Annotated in this window: 21 protein-coding genes; 6 read left to right on the top strand and 15 right to left on the bottom strand. The window is 48.1% G+C overall.

What is annotated here, in order from left to right:
* Positions 1–30 precede the first annotated feature (30 nt).
* The 4 genes from MKX75_RS11995 to MKX75_RS11980 are packed head-to-tail and all read left to right on the top strand — an operon-like array spanning position 31 to position 4,833.
* A complete protein-coding gene (locus tag MKX75_RS11995; protein WP_145149092.1) occupies positions 31–945 on the top strand; it encodes a sugar ABC transporter permease in 915 nt (304 codons plus the stop codon).
* A complete protein-coding gene (locus tag MKX75_RS11990) occupies positions 945–1,790 on the top strand; it encodes a carbohydrate ABC transporter permease (protein WP_175623674.1) in 846 nt (281 codons plus the stop codon). Before MKX75_RS11995 ends, MKX75_RS11990 begins: the two co-directional genes overlap by 1 nt.
* 39 nt (positions 1,791–1,829) lie before the next feature.
* Positions 1,830–3,155, top strand: coding sequence for an extracellular solute-binding protein (locus tag MKX75_RS11985; RefSeq protein ID WP_339169731.1), 1,326 nt, complete (start codon positions 1,830–1,832; stop codon positions 3,153–3,155).
* Between the two features lie 22 nt (positions 3,156–3,177).
* Positions 3,178–4,833, top strand: a complete 1,656-nt coding sequence (locus tag MKX75_RS11980; protein WP_339170439.1) for a hypothetical protein — start codon at positions 3,178–3,180, stop codon at positions 4,831–4,833.
* 73 nt (positions 4,834–4,906) lie between these two features.
* On the opposite strand, the gene MKX75_RS11975 is transcribed toward MKX75_RS11980, so the two are convergent.
* The gene (locus MKX75_RS11975) at positions 4,907–5,251 is read right to left on the bottom strand and encodes a hypothetical protein (protein WP_339169729.1); all 345 of its coding nucleotides are present in this window, start codon (positions 5,249–5,251) and stop codon (positions 4,907–4,909) included.
* Between the two features lie 123 nt (positions 5,252–5,374).
* Between MKX75_RS11975 and MKX75_RS11970 the strand changes: the two genes are divergently transcribed.
* Positions 5,375–5,797: a hypothetical protein gene (locus tag MKX75_RS11970; RefSeq protein ID WP_339169728.1), complete on the top strand. Its 423-nt coding sequence runs from the start codon at positions 5,375–5,377 to the stop codon at positions 5,795–5,797.
* 199 nt (positions 5,798–5,996) lie between these two features.
* Here MKX75_RS11970 and MKX75_RS11965 read toward each other — a convergent pair whose 3' ends face one another.
* The 13 genes from MKX75_RS11965 to MKX75_RS11905 form a co-directional block, all read right to left on the bottom strand.
* Entirely contained in the window at positions 5,997–9,170 is a 3,174-nt protein-coding gene (locus tag MKX75_RS11965) for a bifunctional cytochrome P450/NADPH--P450 reductase (RefSeq protein WP_339169726.1), read from the bottom strand.
* A 298-nt stretch (positions 9,171–9,468) separates the two neighbouring features.
* On the bottom strand, positions 9,469–10,023 hold the full coding sequence (locus MKX75_RS11960; RefSeq protein WP_339169724.1) for a glutathione peroxidase: 555 nt from the start codon (positions 10,021–10,023) through the stop codon (positions 9,469–9,471).
* 221 nt (positions 10,024–10,244) lie between these two features.
* On the bottom strand, positions 10,245–10,970 hold the full coding sequence (locus MKX75_RS11955) for an LUD domain-containing protein (protein ID WP_339169723.1): 726 nt from the start codon (positions 10,968–10,970) through the stop codon (positions 10,245–10,247).
* Positions 10,960–12,477 (bottom strand): LutB/LldF family L-lactate oxidation iron-sulfur protein, encoded by a 1,518-nt coding sequence (locus MKX75_RS11950; protein WP_076330804.1) that lies wholly within the window; start codon positions 12,475–12,477, stop codon positions 10,960–10,962. Before MKX75_RS11950 ends, MKX75_RS11955 begins: the two co-directional genes overlap by 11 nt.
* A complete protein-coding gene (locus MKX75_RS11945) occupies positions 12,474–13,202 on the bottom strand; it encodes a (Fe-S)-binding protein (protein ID WP_017688927.1) in 729 nt (242 codons plus the stop codon). Before MKX75_RS11945 ends, MKX75_RS11950 begins: the two co-directional genes overlap by 4 nt.
* 113 nt (positions 13,203–13,315) lie before the next feature.
* Complete coding sequence (locus MKX75_RS11940; RefSeq protein WP_339169720.1) at positions 13,316–14,077, bottom strand: DeoR/GlpR family DNA-binding transcription regulator; 762 nt, start codon at positions 14,075–14,077, stop codon at positions 13,316–13,318.
* A 1-nt stretch (position 14,078) separates the two neighbouring features.
* Positions 14,079–15,572: a rhamnulokinase family protein gene (locus MKX75_RS11935; RefSeq protein WP_339169719.1), complete on the bottom strand. Its 1,494-nt coding sequence runs from the start codon at positions 15,570–15,572 to the stop codon at positions 14,079–14,081.
* 235 nt (positions 15,573–15,807) lie between these two features.
* Positions 15,808–16,308 carry a DUF2500 domain-containing protein gene (locus tag MKX75_RS11930; RefSeq protein WP_339169718.1) on the bottom strand — a complete coding sequence of 167 codons (501 nt, stop codon included), beginning with the start codon at positions 16,306–16,308 and terminating at the stop codon, positions 15,808–15,810.
* A gap of 124 nt (positions 16,309–16,432) precedes the next feature.
* Positions 16,433–18,235, bottom strand: a complete 1,803-nt coding sequence (gene pepF, locus MKX75_RS11925) for an oligoendopeptidase F (protein ID WP_339169716.1) — start codon at positions 18,233–18,235, stop codon at positions 16,433–16,435.
* Between the two features lie 503 nt (positions 18,236–18,738).
* A complete protein-coding gene (locus MKX75_RS11920; RefSeq protein ID WP_062833989.1) occupies positions 18,739–19,098 on the bottom strand; it encodes a helix-turn-helix domain-containing protein in 360 nt (119 codons plus the stop codon).
* A 271-nt stretch (positions 19,099–19,369) separates the two neighbouring features.
* Positions 19,370–19,933 carry a 6-phospho-3-hexuloisomerase gene (gene hxlB, locus MKX75_RS11915; RefSeq protein ID WP_339169714.1) on the bottom strand — a complete coding sequence of 188 codons (564 nt, stop codon included), beginning with the start codon at positions 19,931–19,933 and terminating at the stop codon, positions 19,370–19,372.
* 4 nt (positions 19,934–19,937) lie between these two features.
* Positions 19,938–20,570, bottom strand: a complete 633-nt coding sequence (gene hxlA / locus MKX75_RS11910) for a 3-hexulose-6-phosphate synthase (RefSeq protein WP_036670570.1) — start codon at positions 20,568–20,570, stop codon at positions 19,938–19,940.
* Between the two features lie 377 nt (positions 20,571–20,947).
* Entirely contained in the window at positions 20,948–22,030 is a 1,083-nt protein-coding gene (locus tag MKX75_RS11905) for a lactonase family protein (RefSeq protein WP_339169712.1), read from the bottom strand.
* 214 nt (positions 22,031–22,244) lie between these two features.
* Between MKX75_RS11905 and MKX75_RS11900 the strand changes: the two genes are divergently transcribed.
* Positions 22,245–23,174, top strand: a complete 930-nt coding sequence (locus MKX75_RS11900) for an AEC family transporter (RefSeq protein WP_339169710.1) — start codon at positions 22,245–22,247, stop codon at positions 23,172–23,174.
* Here MKX75_RS11900 and MKX75_RS11895 read toward each other — a convergent pair.
* Positions 23,152–23,742 (bottom strand): DUF2062 domain-containing protein, encoded by a 591-nt coding sequence (locus MKX75_RS11895; protein WP_076330797.1) that lies wholly within the window; start codon positions 23,740–23,742, stop codon positions 23,152–23,154. The two genes, MKX75_RS11900 and MKX75_RS11895, sit on opposite strands and share 23 nt — an antisense overlap.
* Positions 23,743–23,767: the final 25 nt, after the last annotated feature.

The following is a 23,767-nucleotide window of genomic DNA, read 5'->3' as shown; positions in this document are numbered from 1 at the left end:
ATTCTTACCCATTCAGAAGGGAGGCACATGATGAAAAAACAGACCAAGCCCTTATACGGTCAGCAAAATACCACAGCCTACTTGTTTCTTCTGCCCTGGCTGATCGGACTCTTCTGTCTGACACTGGGACCGATGGTTGCGTCCCTATACTTATCCATGACCAAATTCAATCTGCTGTCATCACCGACTTGGACTGGACTTAGCAACTATGTTCACATCTTTACCGAGGACGATACCTTTCGCAGGTCCCTGGGGCTGACGTTTTATTATGTCTTTCTATCCGTTCCACTAAGGCTCGCCTTCGCCCTATTGGTGGCAATGGCGCTGAACAAGGGAATTCGAGCCCTCGGCATCTACCGGACCGTATATTACATCCCTTCTCTCTTGGGTGGCAGCGTCGCGATTGCAATCGTATGGCGGCAACTTTTTGAGGGGAATGGATTGGTCAATCAGTTTTTAAGCTGGTTTGGTATCTCGGGACCATCCTGGATTGCACATCCGGATTATGTAGTCTATACCATCATCACGCTATCGGTGTGGCAATTCGGGTCTGCTATGGTCATCTTTCTTGCTGGTCTGAAACAGATCCCGGCAGACTTATATGAAGCCTCTGATGTCGATGGGGCGGGAAAGATACGTCAATTTTTTGGAATTACATTGCCCATGCTCTCCCCCGTTATCTTTTTTAACCTGATCATGAGCATGATCAATTCATTCCAGGCGTTTACACCAGCTTACGTGATCGGGGATGGCCGCGGGGGTCCACTCGACGCAACGATGTTCTACACCTTGTATCTGTATCTGAAAGGTTTCTCGTTCTTTGATATGGGTTACGCTTCAGCTCTGGCTTGGATCATGTTGGTCATTATCGGAGTATTTACCGCAATCGTCTTTGTCACATCCCGATTTTGGGTGTTCTACGGGGATAATCAGGAGGGGAGGTAATGCATGTGCCAATCAAACGACAACTGCTTCAGGCCGGGAGGCATGCTGCCATTATACTCCTCGGTCTGCTGATGTTATATCCTGTACTATGGTTGATTCTCAGTTCGTTTAAACCGAACCATCTCATCTTCACCAGTGGCAGTCTTTTCCCAACCAGCTTCACGCTGGAGCACTATATTAATGGCTGGAAAGGTCTGCAAGGCATCTCCTTCGGCCGTTTCTTCAGCAACTCCGTGCTGATCTCGGTCATGAGTGTGCTGGGCAATGTGATCTCCTGTTCCCTTGCAGCCTTCGCCTTCTCCAGATTGAAATTTAGATTCAAAGGCCTGTGGTTCAGTATGATGTTGGTCACGATTATGTTGCCTTACCATGTTACTCTGGTGCCCCAGTACATTCTCTATAATGAGCTTCAATGGATTAATACGTATTTCCCGCTGATTCTGCCCAAATGGCTCGCGCAGGATTCCTTCTTCATCTTGCTTATGGTTCAATTCATACGCGGTATACCGCGAGAGCTGGACGAGAGTGCGACCATTGACGGTTGCGGGCAATCACAGATCTTTTTCCGAATCGTAGTGCCACTGCTCGTTCCAGCACTGATTACAACAGCGATCTTCACCTTCCTGTGGAGCTGGGATGATTTTTTCAGCCAGATGATCTATCTGAGCAAAATTGATCTGTTCACCGTGCAGCTGGGCATTCGGTCTCTCTTCGATCCATCAGGACAATCCGATTGGGGCGCATTGCTCGCCATGTCTACCCTGTCACTGCTTCCCGTGACCATCATATTTTTATTGTTTCAGCGATATTTCCTTGAGGGCATTGCGACCACAGGTCTGAAGTAACAACATTTTTCTCATTATCCATAGACAGGGGGATTTACCATGTTCAAACGCTTCATGATCGGTATGATCACTTCACTCTTGTTATTCGTAACAGCTTGCTCCGGAACAGACCATACGGGTGCTAATGATGCAAGCAATGGTACTGACAATGGAACTACCGAGGGCGGACAGGTCGAACTGCGCATCATGTGGTGGGGTGACCAGAAACGGGCAGATATTACGAATGAAGCCTTGAAGATCTTTCAGGCAAAACATCCGGATATTAAAATTGTAGGTGAATTTGCACCCTCCTCCGGATATTTTGACAAGTTGAATACCCAGTTGGCATCCGGCACAGCACCAGATATCTTTTTCCTTGGTGGAAATGTCGTGGACTATGCTAAAAAAGATGTCCTGCTCAATCTGGACCCGTATGTAGGCAACGAACTGAATCTGGACGGTATGGATGAAACCATGATCGAATACGGACGTCTCGACGGGAAGCTGCAACATATCTCTGCCGGTGCGAACGCACGGGGAATTGTTGTGAATCAGGCACTCTTTGAGAAAGCCGGCGTGCCTTTGCCAACTTCCGATTGGGACTGGGCGGACTATGCCGCCATTAGCAAGGAGTTGTCCGACAAGCTCGGAGACGGCTTCTATGGAACGTACAATTTTACCGTCGACGGAATGGATATTTTTCTGAAACAACGGGGTAAACAGCTGTATGACATGAAAAACGGCACACTCGGATTCGCCAAGGAAGATATTCTGGAATGGTTCCAGTATTGGGAAAAGACTTCGGCATCCGGCGGTGTAGTTACACCGGAATTGCAGGTATCCAACCCGCATGATGACACCAGTAAGTCCCTGTTAATCACAGGTAAAGCAGCCATGACCCTCCTGCCATCCAACCAGCTGGCTGCATTCCAGAGCTTGACGGAAGACCCGCTAGTTCTTCTCCCTGTACCACGAGGCCCTAAGGGAACGGGTGTTGTATTTGAATCCAGTCAGGGATTATCAGGTTATGCCAATACGAAACACCCGAAGGAAGTGGCGACGTTGATGAACTTCTGGATTCATGATCCTGAAGCAGCCAAAATCCTCGGTAATGACCGCGGGGTGCCCGTTACGGAAGCCAATCGAAATCTTCTTCAGGAAGGTGCAGGCCCTGTGGAGGAGATTGTCTATAACTATACGAGCCTTGTCTCCGAAGCTACGAAGACTGAACCTTTTGACGTAAGTTACAATCCTCCGGGATTTGCAGAGTTCTCCAAGTTAGCTCAGACGACGAATCAGGAGATCGGATTTGGACGAAAAAGTGTGGAGCAAGCTGTCTCCGACTTCTATAACGGTACCGTTCGTATCTTTGAATCGAATCGATAGCAGACGCTACAAGGAGGAACAAATGACAGAAGAGATACTGAATCGGCTGCGCAACATTTCGATTATGGATCAAGTTCAACCAGTTAAACCGGAAGATCAGCAGTTATTACAGGAATGGCATGCGTTGGGTATCCGGTTTGCGGCATCAGGCGGTCAAATGGAAGCTACGTATTATGCGGCAGTGGAGAAATTGCTTGCTTGCACCCTGCCCATGGGAGACAGCGATCCCATTTTACAAGAAGGTGGCATCTATCTGGGATGTTGGTTAGAGAGCACAGGTACCATCAATGCGGAGCTGCTGTCTCGCCTGTTGCCTTCCGTGTCCGAAACAACGTACCTCGCATTTGCCAAGCAGCAAAGAGATGATGGATTGCTTCCGTATAAACTCACGGCAAACGGGCCCTCTTTCCGGCAAATCCAGTTGGTCACTCCTCTGGCACGCAGTGTATGGAACCACTATCAGCTTCATAGCAATCATGGGAAGCAGTCGCCTTTCCTGAACACCATGTATAAGGCTATGGTTCGTTACGATGAGTGGATTGCCCACAACCGTAATACCCGAGGAACCGGCTGTGTAGAAGCCTTCAGTACGTTTGACACCGGACATGACTTATCCCCCCGATTCTGGCATGTTCCCGATACACCTTATATGAATGATGCTTCTGCCTATCATCCGGATTCTCCAATACTGCCTTTTCTGGCACCGGATCTGACCGCCAATATCTATTGTCAGCGCATGTATCTGTCCCGCATAGCTGAAGAACTGGGAGAATCGGGAACGGATTGGAAAGCAAAAGCCGAGTCTAGCCTGGAAAGTCTCTTTCGTTATTGTTACGACGAACAGGATATGTTCTTCTATGATCGGGATCGCAATGACGAATGGGTCAGAGTGCAATCTGATGTGTTGCTCCGCGTAATGGCCTGCGAGGTGGGCGACCGTAAATTGTTCGATAGCCTACTGCGTCGGTACCTGTTGAATACAAGCAAGTTTTTCGCTAAATACCCGTTTACATCGATTTCAATGGATGATCCCAGATTCGATCCCTTTTCCACCTATAACAGCTGGGGAGGGGCATCCAATTTCCTGAGTCTGATTCGGGCACCACACGCATTTGAGTATCATCATCGATATGTGGAGCTAACCTGGGTAATGCAGCCTATCTTGTCTGCGCTATCCAAAGATAAGCAATTTGGTCAGGTACTAAGCCCATGGACCGGAGAACAAGGCTATACCGAGACTTACTCACCTACTATCCTTTGTCTTCTCGATTATGTGGAGCGATTATGCGGAATTATGCCTGTTGGATCGAATCAACTCTGGTTTACCGGTCTGCTTCCTATCGACATGGATCATGGTGAAATCGTATCTGGCAACACGGCTTATAGCAGAAAAGTCAACGGAGTAGGATATGAATTGCTCAACACGCCTGATCGCATGACGGTATATCTGGAAGGCAAGGTTCACCTGGACGGACCGTCAGGGATTCGGCTGGTGACGGATCATAGCGGACATCTGGAAGGCATCATTGGAATGAGCGTCCGTACTGTCGAGGGAGAGCTTTTCTATCAAGGCGAGTGTATCCCGATTCGGATCAAAGGAAATGAAATGCAGCGTTATGCTGATGGAAATTTGAAAACCGAGCGCGATATTGGCATCATCCATCCTACCTATCGTTAATTGTTCGCATGCAAAAAGCGCAAGTTGCGGAGGTTCACTGCCCTCGAACTTGCGCTTTTGCATTTCTTTATTTCTACACCTTCCGTTGCCAAGCCGGGTGACGATAAAATTCAATCGTATCAATATAATTCACCGCGAATTGCTGCTCCACATCTGACAGGTTCAACAGTTTGCGGTCGATTTGCTTCATGCCCATGACCACATCATGGCGAAGCAGGTCCATCGCTATTTTGCCTACAAACCCGCCTTCCATCTCTTTATGCTTGGTACGAAACTCTTCATTATAGATCAGTTCAGGCGTGAATGCCGCTTCGACGAATGCGTTAACAAGCGTAAGCTCATTGCCCTCGATCTGCACTGCCAGATAATAATTGCCACGCTCATCCTTAATAAGGTCTTTATACATTTCTACGATCATGTGAATCACTCCTCTATTATAAAAGAAACCCCGCTAGCCTTAACGAACATGGGCTATCAAACGTACACCTTCCGACCCCGTTCCTTCATATACTAGGTACAAATGGCGAACGGAGGAATACTTATGAGCTGGCAGCATCTCCATACTGGAAAAACACTTCAGCAGCGTCTGGCAGAACTCCAGGGGCACCTTGCAGAACTGAATACTCCACTCTCCGGGTTGGAACCGGGACGTATTCGTCGTGTCTATTCAAAGCAGTTTATCAAAGTAAACCGTCAGTTATTCATTCCACTTAGTCTGAATTCCATTCGGGTATTCGATATTCCTCGAACACGGCGAGGCATCAGAGTCGGAATCCGCACGACGTTCCCTTCCTGGAATGCATTTAACAATATCAGACTGGTTGGCGTGGGACTGAATTATCTTGAACTCCAGGGAAAAGGCAGAGTCCCTTCCCGTATTCTATTTCCTCTCTCCAGCGTTGAGTCGATCTATCGGCCAACCGCTGGAAGAAAGAGTCTAAAACGGCCGTGTAGCCGGAAGTAAAGCTGGTTCTTTTCGCAAACCTTATACTGCTCCCCGAATGTCTGCATACGGGTGCTCCCTTCCAATATATCATTATAACCCATGCACCCACTCTTCTGCTGAAGAATCAGTTTATGTCAAAAAGCGGTGAGAACAGAACTGCTTCTGTATCTCACCGCTCAGCCAGTTACGGATCAAGCTGATCCTTCACATGTTTAGTTCAGATGCCTGTCCATACGTCCTTGGCATAACGACCTGCCTGTTGAAGCTGATTAAGCCAATCTTCTGCTTCCTTCGCGGACTTGCCATGAATATCCGTGTATGCCTGCTGGAGTGTAGCTTCCACATCAGGTGCCATTTTGCTACCATCACCGCAGATATACAGATGCGCACCCTCTTCAAGCAATGGAATCAGATGACGGGCATCGTCTCTCATTAGATGCTGTACATAACATTTTTCTTCCCCATCCACTCGGGAGAAGGCAGTGTGAAGCTCTACAAGCCCTTCTTGCTGGGCCGCTTCCAGTTCATTTTTATACAGATAATCATGTTCGGGATTCCGGCATCCAAAGTACAGATGGGCTTCGCCAACCTCTTGACCCTGTTCCTTCAATACATGTCTTGCCTGCAGGAAACCACGGAATGGGGCAACGCCTGTACCCGGACCCACCATGATGACGGGAACCTGTGCATCCTCCGGCAATTGGAACCCGGATTCTGGTGTCCGTGTGAACATGACAATCTCATCACCCGACTTCAGGTTAGCCAGATAGTTGGATGCAATGCCTTTGTATTCTCCCTGTCCACTCCATGCCGGGGCACGCACAACACTGACCGTAATACTCGCTTGATCGGGCTGAACACGTGGTGAACTGGAGATCGAATAGTATCTGGCTTTTAATGAAGGCAGTAACTCAAGGAAGCGCTCGAACGGCAGTTCACATGCTTCATATTTCACCAGATAATCCAGCATGGAGATCCGTTTATTCCGAACTTCATCCATATATACAGATTCATCAAGCAGAGCTTCAAGCTCTTTCTTGTGCGGTGGACATACCGTGTATGCTGCCATTTCTCTCAACTGCGCACGAGTTGCTGCCTCCTGAAGCTCAACACTATGACTGAGCAGATCATACAGGTTAACCGGTTGATGCAGCGGCAGATGCGCGGCACTCCGACCGGATGCATCCAGAACCAGATGCTCCGTTCCAGTGAACCCATATCGACGAAGCACACGTTCCACCAGCTCCGGTGGGTTCTGCGGCAGAATGCCCAGGTGATCCCCTTCCTTGTAGGTTATGCCTTCAGGCAATTTGATCTCAAGGTGACGTGTGCTTCGTTCACTGCCCGCGTCATGAAGCTCCCTGTTCTCCAGTACATCTGCCACATGTGCATCATACGTATCCGCAAGAGGTGTCACGGCGAGTCCGCTGACAAATTGTACAGACAATGAGCTACGTTCGCTATTGGAACTTGTGCTCAGTTTCAGTCCCATCGTTCGTGCGAGATCCGGCCATAATTGCTCTGTCCAATCCCCCACTTGTTTCTCGAAATCGCCGCTTGCATCTGACTCACCCAGCGGCGATAATCGCTCTGCTCCTCTGGAAGATAACTGTTCATCTATTAAACGTGGAATACGCTGATAGGTGCTGGCCCAGTTGTGGTCACCGCATCCAAGAACGGCGAAACGCACACCTTTGAATTCATTGGCGTCCGCATGTTCAATCCACTCGACGAACATCTTGGCATTACTTGGCGGCTGACCGTTATAGGATGCACTGACAATAATGACGGCGCCATCCTTCGGCAGTTTGCCAACGCGATCATCCAGCGCAGCGACCTCACTGCGGAACCCCTGATATCTGGCAGTATCGGCAATTTCACGCGCAATGCCTTCGGCCGTACCCAGATTGGAACCGTACAGAACAAGCATCGGTGTGTGATGGGCATTCGCTGCATCCAGCTCTGTTCTTTTGGCGACCGGCGTTGGTTCTTCGACCGATACACCCGGAACGGCCATGACTGGCTGACCCCCACGTGCACGTACACGGATTGTGAAGTTATCCGGTTTGAGCGTCAGGGTTTCTTTTACCTTTAACTGATAATCGGAATGATCTATGAAATCAAAATGCTTCAACACCATGCCCAGTACCAGCGTTGCTTCCTGAAGTGCAAACTGCTGACCAATGCAGGCCCGTTGACCGTTACCGAAAGGTTTGTAGGCATCATGCGGCACTTTGCTCGGATCTTCAAATCGTTCCGGACGGAATTCCTCAACATCGTCTCCCCATGCTTCACTGTCGCGATGCAGCTTGGGAATAAGTACACTGACGCTGTCGCCTTTTTGCAAAGGATATTGACCTGCAAGTACCGTGTCCTCTTTTGCATACAGAGAAAATGCCGGGGCCGTAGGCCATAACCGCAAAGCTTCGTTCAAAACCATACGAACGTACTTCAGATTGCGAACCTGGTTGTAGGTTGGAACTGGATCTTTCAAAATCTGATCCACCTCAGCTTGAGCTTTAGCCAGCGTCTCCGGATTCTTCATCAGATAATAGACGGCGAAGGATAACAGTCCACTTGTGGTCTCATGTCCAGCAATCAGGAAGGTAATAATCTGATAACGGATGTTCTCATCATCCAGTGTTTCTCCCGTTTCCGGGTCCTTGCCGCTAAGCATGTGGGACAACAGATCGTCTGCGCCTTCCTGTGGTTGCTCTTTGCGCTCGGCAATAATATGATCCACCAATGAGAACATCGAACGGATATCTTGTTCAAACTGTTTCTTTTTGGTGATCATCAGCTTGTCTTGCAGACGCAGTCGCTGCAATGAACTCATGGATTCATCCAACGCACGAACCATGCTCGTAATGAATGGGTGTGGTTCTTCCCGATAGAAGCTGTTAAACCGGTAGTTGAAACCACACAGTCCAATCGTATCGAGCGTAAGCCGTGTCATATCATCCGGAACGTTAACCGTCTCATCCGGGTTCAATCGCGACCATTTCTGAACCAGCTGCACAGCCAGGTCAATCATTTTGTTGTGGTATCCCTGCATGGCACGTTGACTGAAGCTTGGCAGCAGCACGTTATGGGCTTTTTTCCAATTCGGTTCTTCGGTCCAACTCGTAAACAGTCCATCTCCTGCAAAAGCACGAACCTTCGCAAGGGGTGCCCACACCCGTTTGTCGAATTTGGATTCATCTGTTACCTCGGCGACCAGCTCGTGACCGGAAATATATAATTCGCTTCGTCCAGGGTACTCCATACGAAAGATCGGTCCATATTCTTCAGCCAGCTTCACCAGGGATTGCACCGGCTCATCAAAGTTCAGTTGCGGCAAGTTGCCCAGTGGGCCAAATGTTTTCGGTTGAGGCACTGAAATTGGTGGCATGACACTCACTCCTTCTTTCCAAGTTAAGAGTTCTACAACTAAAAAATAATGACGTGACTACAGACTCGATTACACTTCCTCTTCAGAACAACACATTCAAGTTATTTTTTGCACATTTTCATATTTCATCCAGATAACGATAAAACCATGATAGAACTAACTGACCGAAATGGTATATTGGTCATTTTTGATTAAAAAAAATGTATGCATTGGTTATCTTCTTTTACCCTAACATTTCCAGTTCTAATCTTCAACAGTCCCAAAGTCATAGGACCTCAGGACAGGGATTGCGGTATACCTATGATTTCTTCAACAGATTCTGAATAACCGACTCCATCTCTAATGGAGCAACTGTCGTTTCATAACGGCCATGGATGTCCCCATTACGGTCAATCAGAAATTTGGTGAAATTCCATTTGATCCCGTCTCCTTGATACAACTCTGGATACTTCTCCTTCACAAAGGTGTCCATCCACTTTCCTTCCTTTGTGTCCAGATCATAGCCTTGAAATGGCGCTTCTTCAATCAGATAACGGAACACTGGATGCGCCGATTGCCCAACGACCTCAACCTTCTCCAAAATCGGAAAGGATATCTGAAACTGACTTCTGCAATATTCGGCTACCTCAGCGCTACTGCCAGGTTCTTTGTCGTTAAATTGGTTGCACGGGAATGCCAGAATTTCCAGCCCCTGATCACGATATCTCTCATACATTTGCTGAAGTTCACTGAACTGGCGGGAGTAGCTACACCGACTTGCTGTATTCACAATAAGCAGTACTTTCCCTTTAAAAGCAGAAAAAACACCGTTATGTCCATCCATAAACGGAACTTGGTAAGAAAATATACTCATCTGTACTTCTCCTCCTCTTTCTCTTTCTCTTTCGTATCCCATATAAATTCTCTCTTGGGATGAATTATACACCTCCATTATTAATAGGTGAAATATATAATTAGTATAGTATTAATAGTTTTTAACTATAAAAATGTAAACAAAAAACTGCCCTCAGCAGACGATTTCTGCATCTAGGACAGTTATGAAAATTATGATTGGCCATCACGCTCAACACACCGTTAACCCATAATCAAACCATATACAATACCTGGTCCGTGTACGCCAATGGTTAAATCATTTTCAATATCGGAAGAGCGGCTTGGCCCTGAAATAAAGTGGATGCCTGCCGGAAGATTCTCTCTTCCCGCTTCGTCAAATCGATTCAGCGTCTCACCCAGTCTGGTGTACAGTCGATCCACTGGAATAATGATGATAAGTACCGTAGGCAACAGACTCACTGACCGACCTTTTTCTGGTGAAGAAAGTACAGTGACCGAGCCTGTGTAAGCTGTTGCATAATCCGCCATGACTACACCGATATCAGCCTCAGCTGCACGTGCCCTCCAGTTCTCATCCGCTTGATTATTCCAGACTGAGATCTGCACATCCGGTAACTGCTCTTCCAATCCGAGATCCTTTAGCGCCTGTTCATTTTGGCGAATGATATATTTCGCACTCAGCTCATGAGATTTGTTCGCAATGAATTGAGATACTTCTTCCATGTTCTGAACTCGCGCAATGTGGGCACCTACGCTCACAAAGTTATCGGTAAATGCTTGAATACGCTTCTCTTCATCCCATTCCAGCTCAGTCCAAAAGTCGGGAGCTCCCCGAAAGGGTTGGGTTGGCGCATGCCGTTGTCTTGGTCTTCTCAATTTCGAAGCAATGTCATTCATGAACTGCTCCTGTTTCTCCATGGACTTCTTCTCCAATTGCGCGAGCCATTGCTGATGTTCAGTGACCATGCTTATCCTCCCCTTCCTCTCGTTCACGAATAATCTGCTCCATGCGGCTGCGAACGGAAGAATTCATGGCCGGTTGCTCCTGGTTCAATTCTTGATCCAGCTTGTTCCATTGCTGCCGGAAAGATTTCTTGGCGAGACTTGGCGCAACCCGATAATTATTCCAGCCTTTGAGTGGACCCAGCTTGAGAGAAATGCCGTTGTTGCGTACAACTGCCTTCTGCCCGATCTGTCCCAGACGTATGGCCGCACTGAAGCGTTTCGAATTGGAAACCACGGCAGCAAAGCCCTTCATGCCCATACTCTCCATTTTGTTTCCATGACCATCCTCTACCTTGCGTCTGCGTAAATAAACGAGCATATCATGCAGCGGAATTTTGACCGGACATGCTTCATAGCAGGCTCCGCAAAGACTCGAAGCACCGGCAATATCATTCCATTCATCAATGTTGCCATTGAGTGCAGGTGTCAGTACCGCGCCAATCGGTCCACTATAGGTTCCACCGTAGGCATGACCTCCAATATGGCGATATACCGGGCAAGCATTCAGACAAGCACCACAGCGAATACAATTCAGCAGTTCTTGGAATTCGGGATCACCGAGCTGAAGGGATCGACCGTTATCCACGATAATAATGTGCATTTCATCCGGCCCATCCGCATCCGCTGTACGACGAGGACCTGTGATGCCTGACATGTACATCGTGAGTTTTTGACCTGTTGCAGAGCGCGGCAACAAGGTTGCCATGACCTCCAGATCCGTCCACGACGGGATGATCCGCTCCATGCCCATGAGTGTAATCTGCGTTTTGGGAACAGTGGATACCATACGGGCATTGCCTTCATTTTCGAACAAAACCATGGAACCTGTCTCTGCAATCGCAAAATTGCAACCAGTCATGCCGATATCCGCTTCGAGGAACTTCTCGCGCAGCTTTTTGCGAACAAATCCGGCAAGTACCGTCGTGTCCGGCTCCAGAATTTCACCCGCTTCCTTGGATAACAACTCTGCGATCTGATAGCGGTTCTTATGGATGGCTGGAATGACAATATGAGAAGGGGCTTCGCCTGCCAGCTGAATGATGTATTCACCCAGATCGGTCTCGATGGCTTCAATGCCCGCCGACTCCAGCACATGATTCAGATGTACTTCCTCCGACACCATCGATTTGGACTTCACCACCGTAGAAGCCTGCTTGTGTGCCGCAATATCCAGCGCAATTGCCGCTGCTTCCACCGATGTATCTGCAAAATGAATATGAACCCCATTCGCACGGGCGTTATTCACAAATTCATTCAGATAATAATCCAGATACGCAATCGTATGCAGACGAATCTGCCGGCCACGCTCCCGCCATTCATCCCAATTCCCATGTTCTTCTGAGGCAGACTTTTTCCCGTTACGCAATCGTTCTGTCGTGAATTTGACCGCTTTACGCAGAAAATCATCATTCAAGGCCAGTCCGGCACGTTCTTTGACCGTAGTATCCATAACTCCCGGTTGGCTCATCCTGTTCGCACCCCCTCATACAGTAGTTCCGCCAGATGCATCACACGCACCGGTTCATTCCGATAACGCAGATTACCTGCGATATTCATCAGACAGGCCATGTCCAGCCCCACCAGTACTTCGGCTTGTGTCTCTTTGACATGATCGACCTTCTCCGTCACCATCGCTCCTGAAATATCGGACATTTTAATAGCAAATGTCCCCCCGAACCCACAGCAATCCTCAGCGAATGGAAGTGGAACCAATTCCAGACCTTTTACTTGAGAGAGCAGCGCCATCGGCTCATCCTTTACACCAAGCAGACGGCTGCCGTGGCAGGATGGATGATAGGTTACTTTGTGTGGAAAATGTGCACCCAGATCAGTTATACCGAGTACCTGAACGAGGAATTGAGTGAATTCATAGGCTTTTGCTTCCAATCGTTTTGCCTTCTCCAGCCACACCGGTTCATCCGCGAACAGTTCGGGATAATGATGAATCATATACGTACATGATCCGGATGGACAGACTACAAAATCACTGTCGTCAAACGCTTCAAGAATCGTTTTGGCCGCTACCCGAGTCTCGTCCCAGTACCCGCTATTGTAGGATGGCTGACCGCAGCAGGTCTGAACCGGCGGAAAATCCAGCCGAACGCCATGAGCGGCGAGCAATCTGACCATGGCCTCCCCTACTCGGGGATAGATGGCATCGCTGAGGCAGGTAATGAATAAGGAGACCTTCATAATTACACGCTCCTATTAACTGATTAGTAGATGAATTGACTAAGAATATTTACACTGGACACTCCGTTTCGTGTAAATGTTTAGTTCAATTTATATAGATAAAATCCAAAAGATTAAACCGTGATGATACCAATATCGTATCCGCTTAAACGTTCTGTCTGTTCAGCCTCCAATGGCTGATCGGTAACGATCGTATGGACTGCATTTAACCCGGATACTCGGGCAAAGGCACGAACACCAAATTTACTGGCATCTGCAAGTAAGATAACCTGATCGGCTATGCCAACCATCTTCTGCTTCAGCCTTGCTTGGAGTTCATTGGATTCACTGATTCCGCCACCTTCAAGATGTACGCCTTTGCAAGACAAGAACAATTTATCCACATGATACGTCTCCAGAGAACGCTCCGCGAGCGGCCCTACAAAAGACAATGAGCGAGGTGCCAGCTGGCCTCCTGTTGAGATGACCTCCACCTTGTCACGACTGCTCAGTTCCGTAGCTACCTGAATAGAATTAGTTAAGACCGTCAGCGGAAAATCCGGCATGTTCGCTGCCATATAACCTGCTGTTGTGCTGGCATCCAACAGAATGCGATCACCCGGATGAATCATCGCCAGAGCCGCTTGTGCAATCCGCTTCTTCTCTTCCGCATGAGTTGTCTCCCTGATCCGGTAAGGGATCTCCGGTTGATCTTCCTTCACACTCACTGCACCACCATGAGAACGACGCAATCGCCCTGCCTGTTCCAGCCGATCCAGATCCCGCCGGATGGTTTCCTCCGTCACTCGGCAGCGCTCACTAAGCTCAGATACACGCATACTGCCCTTTACATTCACCATCTCCACAATCCGGTCATACCGCTCGGCTGCCAGCATGTTAAACCTCACTCCCCGATTGTGAATTAGATGAAGCCGTCACACGCAGAAATCTGCCGTAAGCATCTTCCCAAACTGACCTGTCCTGCGGCTCATATGCAGTTACCGGAAATGAATCACGAATGGCCTTACGGGCTTCCCAGATATCCTTAAAAGCTCCGCTTGCCATCCATTGCACAGCCATATTCCCGATTGCACTGCCCTCTGCCGGACCCGCCCATACCGGTTTTCCAATGGAATTTGCAGTCCACTGACATAACAGGCGGTTCTGGATACCTCCACCGACCATATGCAATCCGTTGAACGTCTGTCCCGACAATTGTTCCGTCCATTCCAGCACTCTTCTATACTTCAATGCCAGACTCTCCAGAATTGCACGGGCAATAGCACCTTGATCCTCTGGCACCACTTGCCCTGTATCACGACAATACTGGCGTATACGGGTCGTCATATCTCCTGCTGGCATGAACAGTTCATCATCCGGATCAAACAAACTGGCAAATGGAGGTGCCTGTTCCGCCTTCGCCAATAACGCATCATAGCTAATTCCCTGCCCCTGGCGCTCCCACTCCCGCATGCTTTCCTGCAAAATCCACAGTCCCATGATGTTCTTGAGCAGACGGAAGGTTCCGCCCGCCCCGCCTTCATTCGTGAAGTTCAAGGCCAGACTCTGGCTACTTATCGCAGGATGATCTATCTCCGTACCCATCAGGGACCAGGTTCCACAACTCAGATAAGCAAATGAACGTTCCGTTGCAGGAACAGCCACAACGGCCGAACCCGTATCATGCTCCGCAACCGCGATCACCGGTATCGGTGAAAGACCCAGATCATTACAGATACTGCTGCGCAATTGTCCAACACGGGTGCCGGGCATCACCGCTTCACCGAACAGTTTTTCCGAAATGCGAATATGCGCCAGCAACTCACTGTCCCACTGACCCGCCAATGGATTGTATAATTGCGTCGTCGTTGCATTCGTGAACTCATTCACCGCTTCTCCGGTCAAGAAATAACGAAGCAAATCCGGAATCATGAGAAAACGCTCTGCTTCATGAAGCAACGGGGAACCACTGCGTTGAAGCGTTACCAATTGGTACAGGGTATTAAAGCTAAGAAACTGAATCCCTGTACGTTGGAAGATTCGCTGAGAGGTCAGCTCTTGCCGTACCTGATCCATCATGCCGTTAAACTGTGTATCACGGTAATGATACGGATTACCCAGCAACTCCCCATTACTGCCGAGCAGACCGAAATCAACACCCCAAGAATCGATTCCCAGGCTCTCCGGCTGTTCCCCCTGCTGCTTCACAAGCGTAAGCCCTTGCAACAATTCATGATGCAATCGCAGAATATCCCAGTGCATCCGCTCGCCAACCTTTACCGGTTCATTCTTGAACCGATGAATTTCGCTTGTTTCAATCCCTCGATCATTCAGATGTCCCAGTAGCGCTCTCCCGCTCCCGGCGCCCAAATCATAAGCCAGCACACTCACCGCGCTTCACCAACCTTTCGAACCAATCCTATTTTCCAAGCGGTATCTCTTGATTCAGTCCGTAACCCTGTACTTTATTCTGTATTTATTGTTTGTTTGTTTTTGTTTAATACTGTTTTACTTTATTTTACGAGTATATCACCATTGTAAGCGTTTGAATACCCTTCGGTTTTTCTTTCTTTTAGGCATACCAAAAACGACTCTCTCCCACCTGGGAGGAGCCGCATTTCTTTTTTCAGGTATAAAACTGACCTTTGCTTACCCCCGACTGGGGCTGTACCTCTCTCTCAAAATGCTTGAACCGCGTGCCCTGATACGTCAGCATCCCTCGATCATTTTCCACCATCATGCCATAATGGTTTCCGCCAACAATCAGTTCAGTGCGCTCCCCATTATCGAATTCAAATGTAGCATAATAACGAGTAGTCGCACTGCTATCGCCGCTTCCACCTGAGACTTCCGTTCGTTTGGCCACCACCGTAGAATGAAGGGTTAACAAAGCTGCCGCGTTATTTGACGATCCTGAGCGTATGCCTGAAATTATAACAAAAACAATAACTCCCGCAATGATGAGAAATATGGCACCAATGAAAATCGAAGCAAATGCATTCATTGCAGCAAACTCATTGAATCCCGCAAAAAAGCCACCCTGATTGCCCTCAAAACCCGGTACTCCATTCATGTCATCAAAAACACCGAAACCATCCACGCTTAATCGGCCGATCGATGAGGACATGCTCGTTAACGCCATTCATCATCGTTCCTTTCCCCTTGCAAAATAAGATGCACCGCCCCCACGCAAGGAAGGCGGTGCATGCAGACAACCCGTTCTGCCTTGTCCGTATACTATATGAACCAGATCATGAATACAGACGTTCAAGTTCGTCGACCAGACTGCCGACATAAGCAACTGCAGAACGAATCGGCTCAGGTCCGGACATATCCACACCCGCGAGCTTCATTAACTCCTGCGGCGTGAGACTTCCACCGGCTTTGAGTGCTTCAAGCCAGCGATCTACAGCTGGCTGTCCTTCTTCCCGGATCTGCTGTGCAGCCGCTGTGGAAGCCGTCAAGCCTGCCGCATAGGTATATGGATATAGTCCCATATAATAATGAGGTTGTCTCATCCATGTGAGTTTGGCCCCTTCATCAATAACCAGATCAGGTCCCCAGAATTCGGAGAGGATGTCTCCTTTGAGCTGACTTAATGTCTTCGCCGTAATGGGCTCATCATTGGTTGCGAGTGCATACACCCTGCGCTGTAATTCCCCTTCCAGCAGATGTGTAACGAAGTTATGGTAATACGTATTCAACAGTTGCAAAATGACCCAACGACGCATTCTCGGATTATCGGAACGCTTCAATAGATGATCTGCCAGCAGCATTTCATTCATGGTCGACGGTGCCTCAATAAAATAAAGAGATGGCCGTGTATTCGTGAGCTTTTGGTAACGTCCCGCGAGCATAAAGTGGCCTGCATGTCCTACTTCATGCGCAAGCGTAAATGCCCCACGCATATTGTTCGCCCATGAAATTAGAATATAGGAGTGCGAACCATATATAGAGGAGCAAAATGCCCCTGTGGATTTGCCTGCATTATCTGCGTAATCCACCCAGCGATCACTGAATGCGCGCTCTACGATCTCGCCATACTCTGGCCCAAGCACATCAAGTGCTTCACGAATGAGTGTGCACGCCTCATCATATGTAATGGCAGGGCTAAATTCAGGATCAAGCGGGGCCTTCAGATCACAGAACATCAGCTTGTCCAGACCCAGTTCGCGTTTCTTGAGAGCAGCCAGTCTGCGCATATGAGGTGCGAGTTCCTGCTGGATAATATCGAGCACATTATTGTACATCTCTTTGCTCACTTGCTGTGGGCTAAGAAGCATATCTGTAACATCGTCGTAACCACGTAGTCTGGATAAAACAACCTGTTTCTTCACTTCGGTTGCATAGCCTTCTGCGAACGTATTTTTGTACTCATTCAATGTCGAGCTGAACGCTGCATAGGCAGAACGGCGCAGCTTCGTATCAGACGACATCTCATAATTATTTTCATAGAATGACCAAGATAACGGACGATTATTGTCCTCTCCATCGAGGGCATCGTCAAACGTCATGTCTGCCAGTTTACCGCGCAGATAGATTCGGTATGGCGAATCCAGCACCTCTCCAAGTGAAGCGAGTACCTTCTCGGTCTCGGGTGTAAGCCGATGTTCTTTTTCTCGAATCAAACGCTCCAAACTGCGCGCATACGGCTCCAATCCCGGAAGTTCTTCAAGGTAGCGCTCCACTGTTCCGTCCGGCAGATCAACGATCTCCGAATTGACAAAAGACAAGGACGACGACAGATTCGATAGGATATCTCCTGCCTTGGCTGAATTCTCAATATTCACTGGATTAGTACTGTCCTCTGATTGCTTCAAACGGGCATAGGAAGCCGTCTTGCCGATCCGCTCTTGCAAAGCTTCACGCGCATCCAGACAAGCCAGCAATTGCTCAGCGCCTTCGCCCAGACGCCCTTTGAACGTTTCGATCTGGGCCGCAGCCTCAGGAAGTGATCGAAGCTCCTGCTCCCACTCTACATCGGTTACAAACAAGTCTCTCAAATCCCAAGTCGTTTCCTGATTTACCTCAGCACGTGTACGTATTTTTTCCATCTTTAGTTGTCATCCTCCTTGCATTTTCCAATATCTCTCATCGTATCATATTCCAGTTCAAGGGAGTATAGATTGTACTAAAGATTATTCACACTTACCACTCCGATGACAGAACAACCTTCCGATCGCTCTTATCCCCAGATTTTTTTGATTCCCTTTTTCAAAGGTGAAAATCCGGTGATAAAGGCGAGGCGTATGCTTCCGATGTAGCTTTCTTTTAGAAAGCTTTTAGCTCCGCTTCTTCAGGTTCTTTCTGTCCTCTACGTTCTCGTGTGAATGTTTAGTTCCATCTATATAAAAGGGTAACTAGGATAAAGGCCAGTATGTGCTTGCGATGTAGCTTTCTTTCAGAAATCTTTTAGCTTCGCTTCTTCAAACTATTTCTGTCCTCTACGTTTCGTATAAACTTTTGCTCATGTGACCATGGTCTGAAAGTAACTAAAAAAACCGCCGGGTAATGGAAAAATCCATTTACCCGGCGGTTCATTATAGATCTTACTTATTTAGCTTTCTTTCCAGATTACATTTTCACCGTAATTTTTACCCCAGTTATACATTGCGTGCAGGACAGGCATCAGGCTTTGACCGTGATCTGTCAATGTATATTCTACCCGAGGAGGCACTTCTGCGTACACCTTGCGCTCAATCAGCTTGTCTTCCTCCAGCTCACGTAGCTGGTTGGTCAGCATCTTCTGGGTAATATGAGGGATTAGGCGTTTCAGCTCACTGAAACGTTTGGTGCCTTCCAGACCCAAATGCCACAAAATAATCAGTTTCCATTTGCCACCGATCACCGCAAGGGTCAATTCCTTCTCACAGTTGATTTCTTTCAGGTTAATCCGTTCCTTGACTTCGGCTGCCATGGCTCCGAGCCCCCTCATCTTCAATCTTATATCGCGTATATTACGCATATCACGGGGACACTTCACACGAAGTAAGCTTTCCGCTCCATGCATGATGTAATAAGTACATTCATTCGATACAGCTATCTATTAATTCTACTACAGCCTGGTCGGGATGCAAAGTTTAAGTGAAAATCACGAATAAAATCTATACAGATGAATGACTTTGCATCGCAGAAAAGACCAGAACCCTTTGCAATCAAAGGATTCCGGTCTTTCTTTCATCTAATCGCTATTCCAGGTTCGCGTGGCGGCCAAACATATCCGCTCCGGTCATACCCTTCATTTCCATCATCGTAAGGATGAGTGCATCCATGCCAATCAACAGTCCCTGTTCGAACAGCGAGCCCATCGGCTGAATGGTTACATCCGCTCCGGAAGTTGCCGTGTCCTCTTTGGCTGAAGCCGGAAGGCGCACTACCGTAGTCGCCAATTGCCCTATCGTGGACTCTGGCTTGATCGTAATCAGACCGACAGGCGCACCTGCCGAACTAGCTTTCTGAGCCATCGCTACGAGGCTACCTGTTTCTCCTGAGCCTGAGCATAACAAGAGAAAGTCCTTCGAGCTGATCCCAGGTGTAACAGTCTCACCCACCACATATACACGAAGCCCCATCTGCATCAATCTCATGGCAAAAGCCTTTCCCATAAGACCTGACCGACCTGCTCCAGCCACAAAAATCTGTTCCGCAGCCAAAATGTGTTCAGCCATCCCTTGCATTTCTGCATCGTCGATCTGGCTAAGCGTACGTTCCAGCTCCTTCAAGATGTCAGCTGCGTACTGTGTTTTGCTCATCTGCTTACCCTTGTTTAACAAGACGTTGCATTTCAGCTGCAACTGCGGCTTTGTCTGCTTGTCCTGTGATACCGCCGCCTACAATAACCAGATCCGGTTGTGCTTTGATTACTTCTGGCAATGTTTCCAGCTTGATTCCACCAGCGACAGCCGTTTTGGCATTTTTCACAGCAGCTTTTATCGTTTGCAGATCTTCGAACGGGCTTTGTCCTTCAGCTTGCAGGTCATAACCTGTGTGTACACAGATGTAATCTACGCCAAGCGCATCAATTTCACGAGCACGTTGTTCCAGGTTAGGCACGTTGATCATGTCCACAAGAACTTGTTTGTTTTGTTTCTTCGCTTCTGCTACTGCACCTTTGATCGTACTGTCATTGGTTGCCCCAAGCACAGTGATCAGATCCGCACCAGCCTCAGCTGCTTTCATGATTTCATAACCACCAGCGTCCATAATTTTAAGGTCTGCAAGAACTTGCAGATTAGGGAATGCTTCTTTCATCGCTTTTACGGCGTGTAAACCTTCATTAATTACGATTGGAGTACCAATCTCAACGATATCAATATATTGTTCAACCTCTTTAACCAGTGCGATACCTTCAGGGATGTTTACCAAGTCAAGTGCCAATTGCAATTTCATCATTTATTTCTCCTTTGTTATTCAAGTATGATTCGTTCCTGTAAAAATAATAATCAGATATTTAGCCTGCACCAATTTGTCTGTTCAGATGCATGCAGTGTTTGTTTTGGCTACTCACTCATTGTAGACCCTGACTATCCATTCAGGAAGTACGCACTTTGAAGTGGGGTAGTTACTTGGACGATACTATTGATAATTGTTAGTTGTTAGGTGAATCAAATATAGAATTAATCCTTTATTCCAATCCGCCCGCTTACAGCAGAGCAGCAGCCTAATCATCCCATTACATATTCAATATAAAAAGACCCCGCCACATGGCAGGGTCTTTATCGTTATCATTTTCAATCCAGCCAGGGCTGGTTTAGAAATTTATCATTTTACAGATATACTGGTTTCACGCATACCGGCTTGGATACACCTGTGCTGTGACCTGTGTATTTCAGACGTCCGCTCTCCTGATCTACCGTGAATGTCACGAGGTTGTTTGTATCGCGGTTAGCTGCGATCAGCAATTTGCCGTTAGGTGTCAGAGCAAAGTGACGCGGGTGCTCACCTTCCGCAGATACATGTTCAACCAGTGTCAGGTGACCTTTGTCTGCATCTACTGCAAATACAACGATGCTGTCATGTCCACGGTTAGAACCATATACATAACGTCCATCATTGGAAACAGTGATTTCAGCTGTTGTATTCTCTTTGCCATCATATCCATCAGGCAGTGTAGATACTGTAGACAATTCAGTCAACGTGCCCGCTGCTGCATCATATTTGAACGAAGTAATGGAAGAATCCACTTCATTGATGACATATGCGAATTGACCATTCGGGTGGAACGCCAAGTGACGTGGGCCAGCTCCCGGATGCGTTTTGGTTTCACTGTGCAGCACAAGTTCATTTTTGTCTGCATCAATGGAATAGATCGCGATGTTATCTGCGCCCAGATCCTGTACCATCATGTATTTACCATCCGGGCTGAAGAATGCGGAGTGAACATGTGGCTTGTCCTGACGCTCAGGATGCGCACCTTGGCCTTCATGTTTCTTCTCGTCCAGAAGCGCTCCAACTTCACCGTTATCCGTCAAGGCTTGCAGACCTACCAGACCACCGTGGTAGCTGGAGAGGATCAAGTATTTTCCGGAAGGATCACGCTGGATATGACATGGTGGAGCTGAAATGGAGTCATTCCGGTTCAGCAACGTTAATTTTCCTGTAGAAGGATCAATGCTCAGAGCTACAGCTTCAGACATTTTGTTGCCTTCAGCTGACGCTGTTTCACCAATCGCATACAGTTTGTTACCCTCAGCATCCACGTTGACAAACGTTGGGTTTTTCACACCAGCGATGCCGTCAAGTTTGGACAAGCTGCCTGTATCCTCATTCAATTCATATGCATAAATGCCCTCATTTTCCGTTTCGGCATAAGAGCCAGCAAGTACGAGCAAGCGTTTTGATTCACTCATTACAGTTTCCTCCTCTATGTGTATGTAATCTTGTTGCACCTCTTCTATAATAAATCTGCCATATCAAAATAGCAATCCGCTGTCGCTGCACATCCGTAAAATCATCGGTTAAACAACGGGTGGAATGCACACGATCATACTGAAATCCATTCATATGAGGTGCATCTTCTGCTATGATAAGATAGGTTTTTCATCCAGAAGGGACTGAACTGCATTGCTTCACTCATTTTTACTCACGTTATACCATGTATTCCTGCCGATATCACTTCCCGTGATCGGAGGTATTCTGTTAAAACGCTTCAAGAATTGGGATACCCGGTCGCTCTCGACCTTTTCCCTTTATATTTTGAGCCCTGCGCTCATCTTCAATACATTGCTGCATGCCGAGATTACCTGGACAGACGTCACCATCACGTTCTGGTTCTCCATTATTAATCTGATTGCCCTCTGGGCACTCGCCGAGTTGTTAAGCCGGGTTTTCCGTCTGGGTGCAAGCGAAAAAGCGGGTCTCACCCTCGTCTCCACGTTTACGAACTGCGTGAACTACGGGCTCCCGCTAGTACTGCTTGCCTTTGGTCAGCTTGGACTGGACAAGGCTTCCGTCTACGTCATTGGACAGATGATCATTGTCAATACGGTAGGTATCTTTTTTGCCGCGAGATCCGAATTCACGGTGAAAGATGCGATTCTATCCGTTTTCCGCATGCCATCCATCTATGCTGCTGGCATCGCCATTGCGCTGAGCGCGTCCAATCTGAGTCTGCCTGACGCACTCGATGGAGGGATATCCATGCTGGCTGCGGGCTATTCTCCTGTCGTTCTCGCCATTCTGGGAGCACAGATGCTCAGACCAAAAGGTGCTACAGCACCTTGGCTGCCCAATGTCAGCCGAGCCTTCTGGACCGGGCTTGTAGTCCGTCTCGCAGCTGCACCGATCCTCTCCTGGCTAATTCTGACCGCGCTACAGGTCGAGGGTACGTTGTTCAGTGTGCTGCTGATCCTCGCATCGATGCCGACCGCAGTGAACGCCGTTATTTTGGCTGAACAGTTCAATGCTTCTCCGCAGTTTGTATCCCGTTGCATCCTGTGGACCACCGCTGCATCCATGTTGATGCTGCCGATTATGATTGTGATGGCTTCCTGATTAATACCGGAGGCGATACCGACGCCAGATCCGCTTGTCGGCGTTTCTCCAGCCGGCGTTCATAACGCCGGTTGAGTGCTCTGACGTAGAAGAATTTCACGACAAAGTACGAAATCACACCCAAAATGACACCGAACACAGACATACCTGCCAGAATATCCAATCCTCCTAGCAACAGTTCACTCACCGCCGACCAGTTACCACGAAACAGCTCCATGAATGCACTCTCGTGTACCAGTCCCTGTCCCATGCTGTGAGCAGGCAGAATCCAGGAACCAATCTGCTTCGCGAGCGGCATCAGAATGATAGGCAGAAACGTAAGTTTTCCAATCACGTTACCAACAATCGCTGCTGGCATCGAACCCCCAGACAGTCGCACAATGGGATAGAATACGAGATATATCAGGGATGCGGTCGAGATCACGATCAGTTCCAGTCCGAACCCTATGGCAAATCCGGTAGATACTTTATGGGCACCTCCGGGAGCACGTAACAATTTGAGAAAATTCAGCTTCATCGCACGTGTTAAACGTACCCAGCGGTTAGTCTTGCGCTTCTGTGTGTTCATACCGAACTTCTCCTTATTTTGCACA

The sequence above is a fragment of the Paenibacillus sp. FSL R5-0341 genome (assembly GCF_037975235.1).
GTDB classification, from domain to species: Bacteria; Bacillota; Bacilli; order Paenibacillales; family Paenibacillaceae; genus Paenibacillus; species Paenibacillus amylolyticus_A.
This window is presented reverse-complemented; position numbering and strand designations above follow the sequence as displayed.

Coding starts and splice junctions, on each gene's coding strand:
- MKX75_RS11995 (WP_145149092.1), top strand. CDS start 31: ATGAAAAAACAGACCAAGCCCTTATACGGTCAGCAAAATACCACAGCC.
- MKX75_RS11990 (WP_175623674.1), top strand. CDS start 945: ATGCATGTGCCAATCAAACGACAACTGCTTCAGGCCGGGAGGCATGCT.
- MKX75_RS11985 (WP_339169731.1), top strand. CDS start 1,830: ATGTTCAAACGCTTCATGATCGGTATGATCACTTCACTCTTGTTATTC.
- MKX75_RS11980 (WP_339170439.1), top strand. CDS start 3,178: ATGACAGAAGAGATACTGAATCGGCTGCGCAACATTTCGATTATGGAT.
- MKX75_RS11975 (WP_339169729.1), bottom strand. CDS start 5,251: ATGATCGTAGAAATGTATAAAGACCTTATTAAGGATGAGCGTGGCAAT.
- MKX75_RS11970 (WP_339169728.1), top strand. CDS start 5,375: ATGAGCTGGCAGCATCTCCATACTGGAAAAACACTTCAGCAGCGTCTG.
- MKX75_RS11965 (WP_339169726.1), bottom strand. CDS start 9,170: ATGCCACCAATTTCAGTGCCTCAACCGAAAACATTTGGCCCACTGGGC.
- MKX75_RS11960 (WP_339169724.1), bottom strand. CDS start 10,023: ATGAGTATATTTTCTTACCAAGTTCCGTTTATGGATGGACATAACGGT.
- MKX75_RS11955 (WP_339169723.1), bottom strand. CDS start 10,970: ATGGTCACTGAACATCAGCAATGGCTCGCGCAATTGGAGAAGAAGTCC.
- MKX75_RS11950 (WP_076330804.1), bottom strand. CDS start 12,477: ATGAGCCAACCGGGAGTTATGGATACTACGGTCAAAGAACGTGCCGGA.
- MKX75_RS11945 (WP_017688927.1), bottom strand. CDS start 13,202: ATGAAGGTCTCCTTATTCATTACCTGCCTCAGCGATGCCATCTATCCC.
- MKX75_RS11940 (WP_339169720.1), bottom strand. CDS start 14,077: ATGCTGGCAGCCGAGCGGTATGACCGGATTGTGGAGATGGTGAATGTA.
- MKX75_RS11930 (WP_339169718.1), bottom strand. CDS start 16,308: ATGTCCTCATCGATCGGCCGATTAAGCGTGGATGGTTTCGGTGTTTTT.
- pepF (WP_339169716.1), bottom strand. CDS start 18,235: ATGGAAAAAATACGTACACGTGCTGAGGTAAATCAGGAAACGACTTGG.
- MKX75_RS11920 (WP_062833989.1), bottom strand. CDS start 19,098: ATGGCAGCCGAAGTCAAGGAACGGATTAACCTGAAAGAAATCAACTGT.
- hxlB (WP_339169714.1), bottom strand. CDS start 19,933: ATGAGCAAAACACAGTACGCAGCTGACATCTTGAAGGAGCTGGAACGT.
- hxlA (WP_036670570.1), bottom strand. CDS start 20,570: ATGAAATTGCAATTGGCACTTGACTTGGTAAACATCCCTGAAGGTATC.
- MKX75_RS11905 (WP_339169712.1), bottom strand. CDS start 22,030: ATGAGTGAATCAAAACGCTTGCTCGTACTTGCTGGCTCTTATGCCGAA.
- MKX75_RS11895 (WP_076330797.1), bottom strand. CDS start 23,742: ATGAACACACAGAAGCGCAAGACTAACCGCTGGGTACGTTTAACACGT.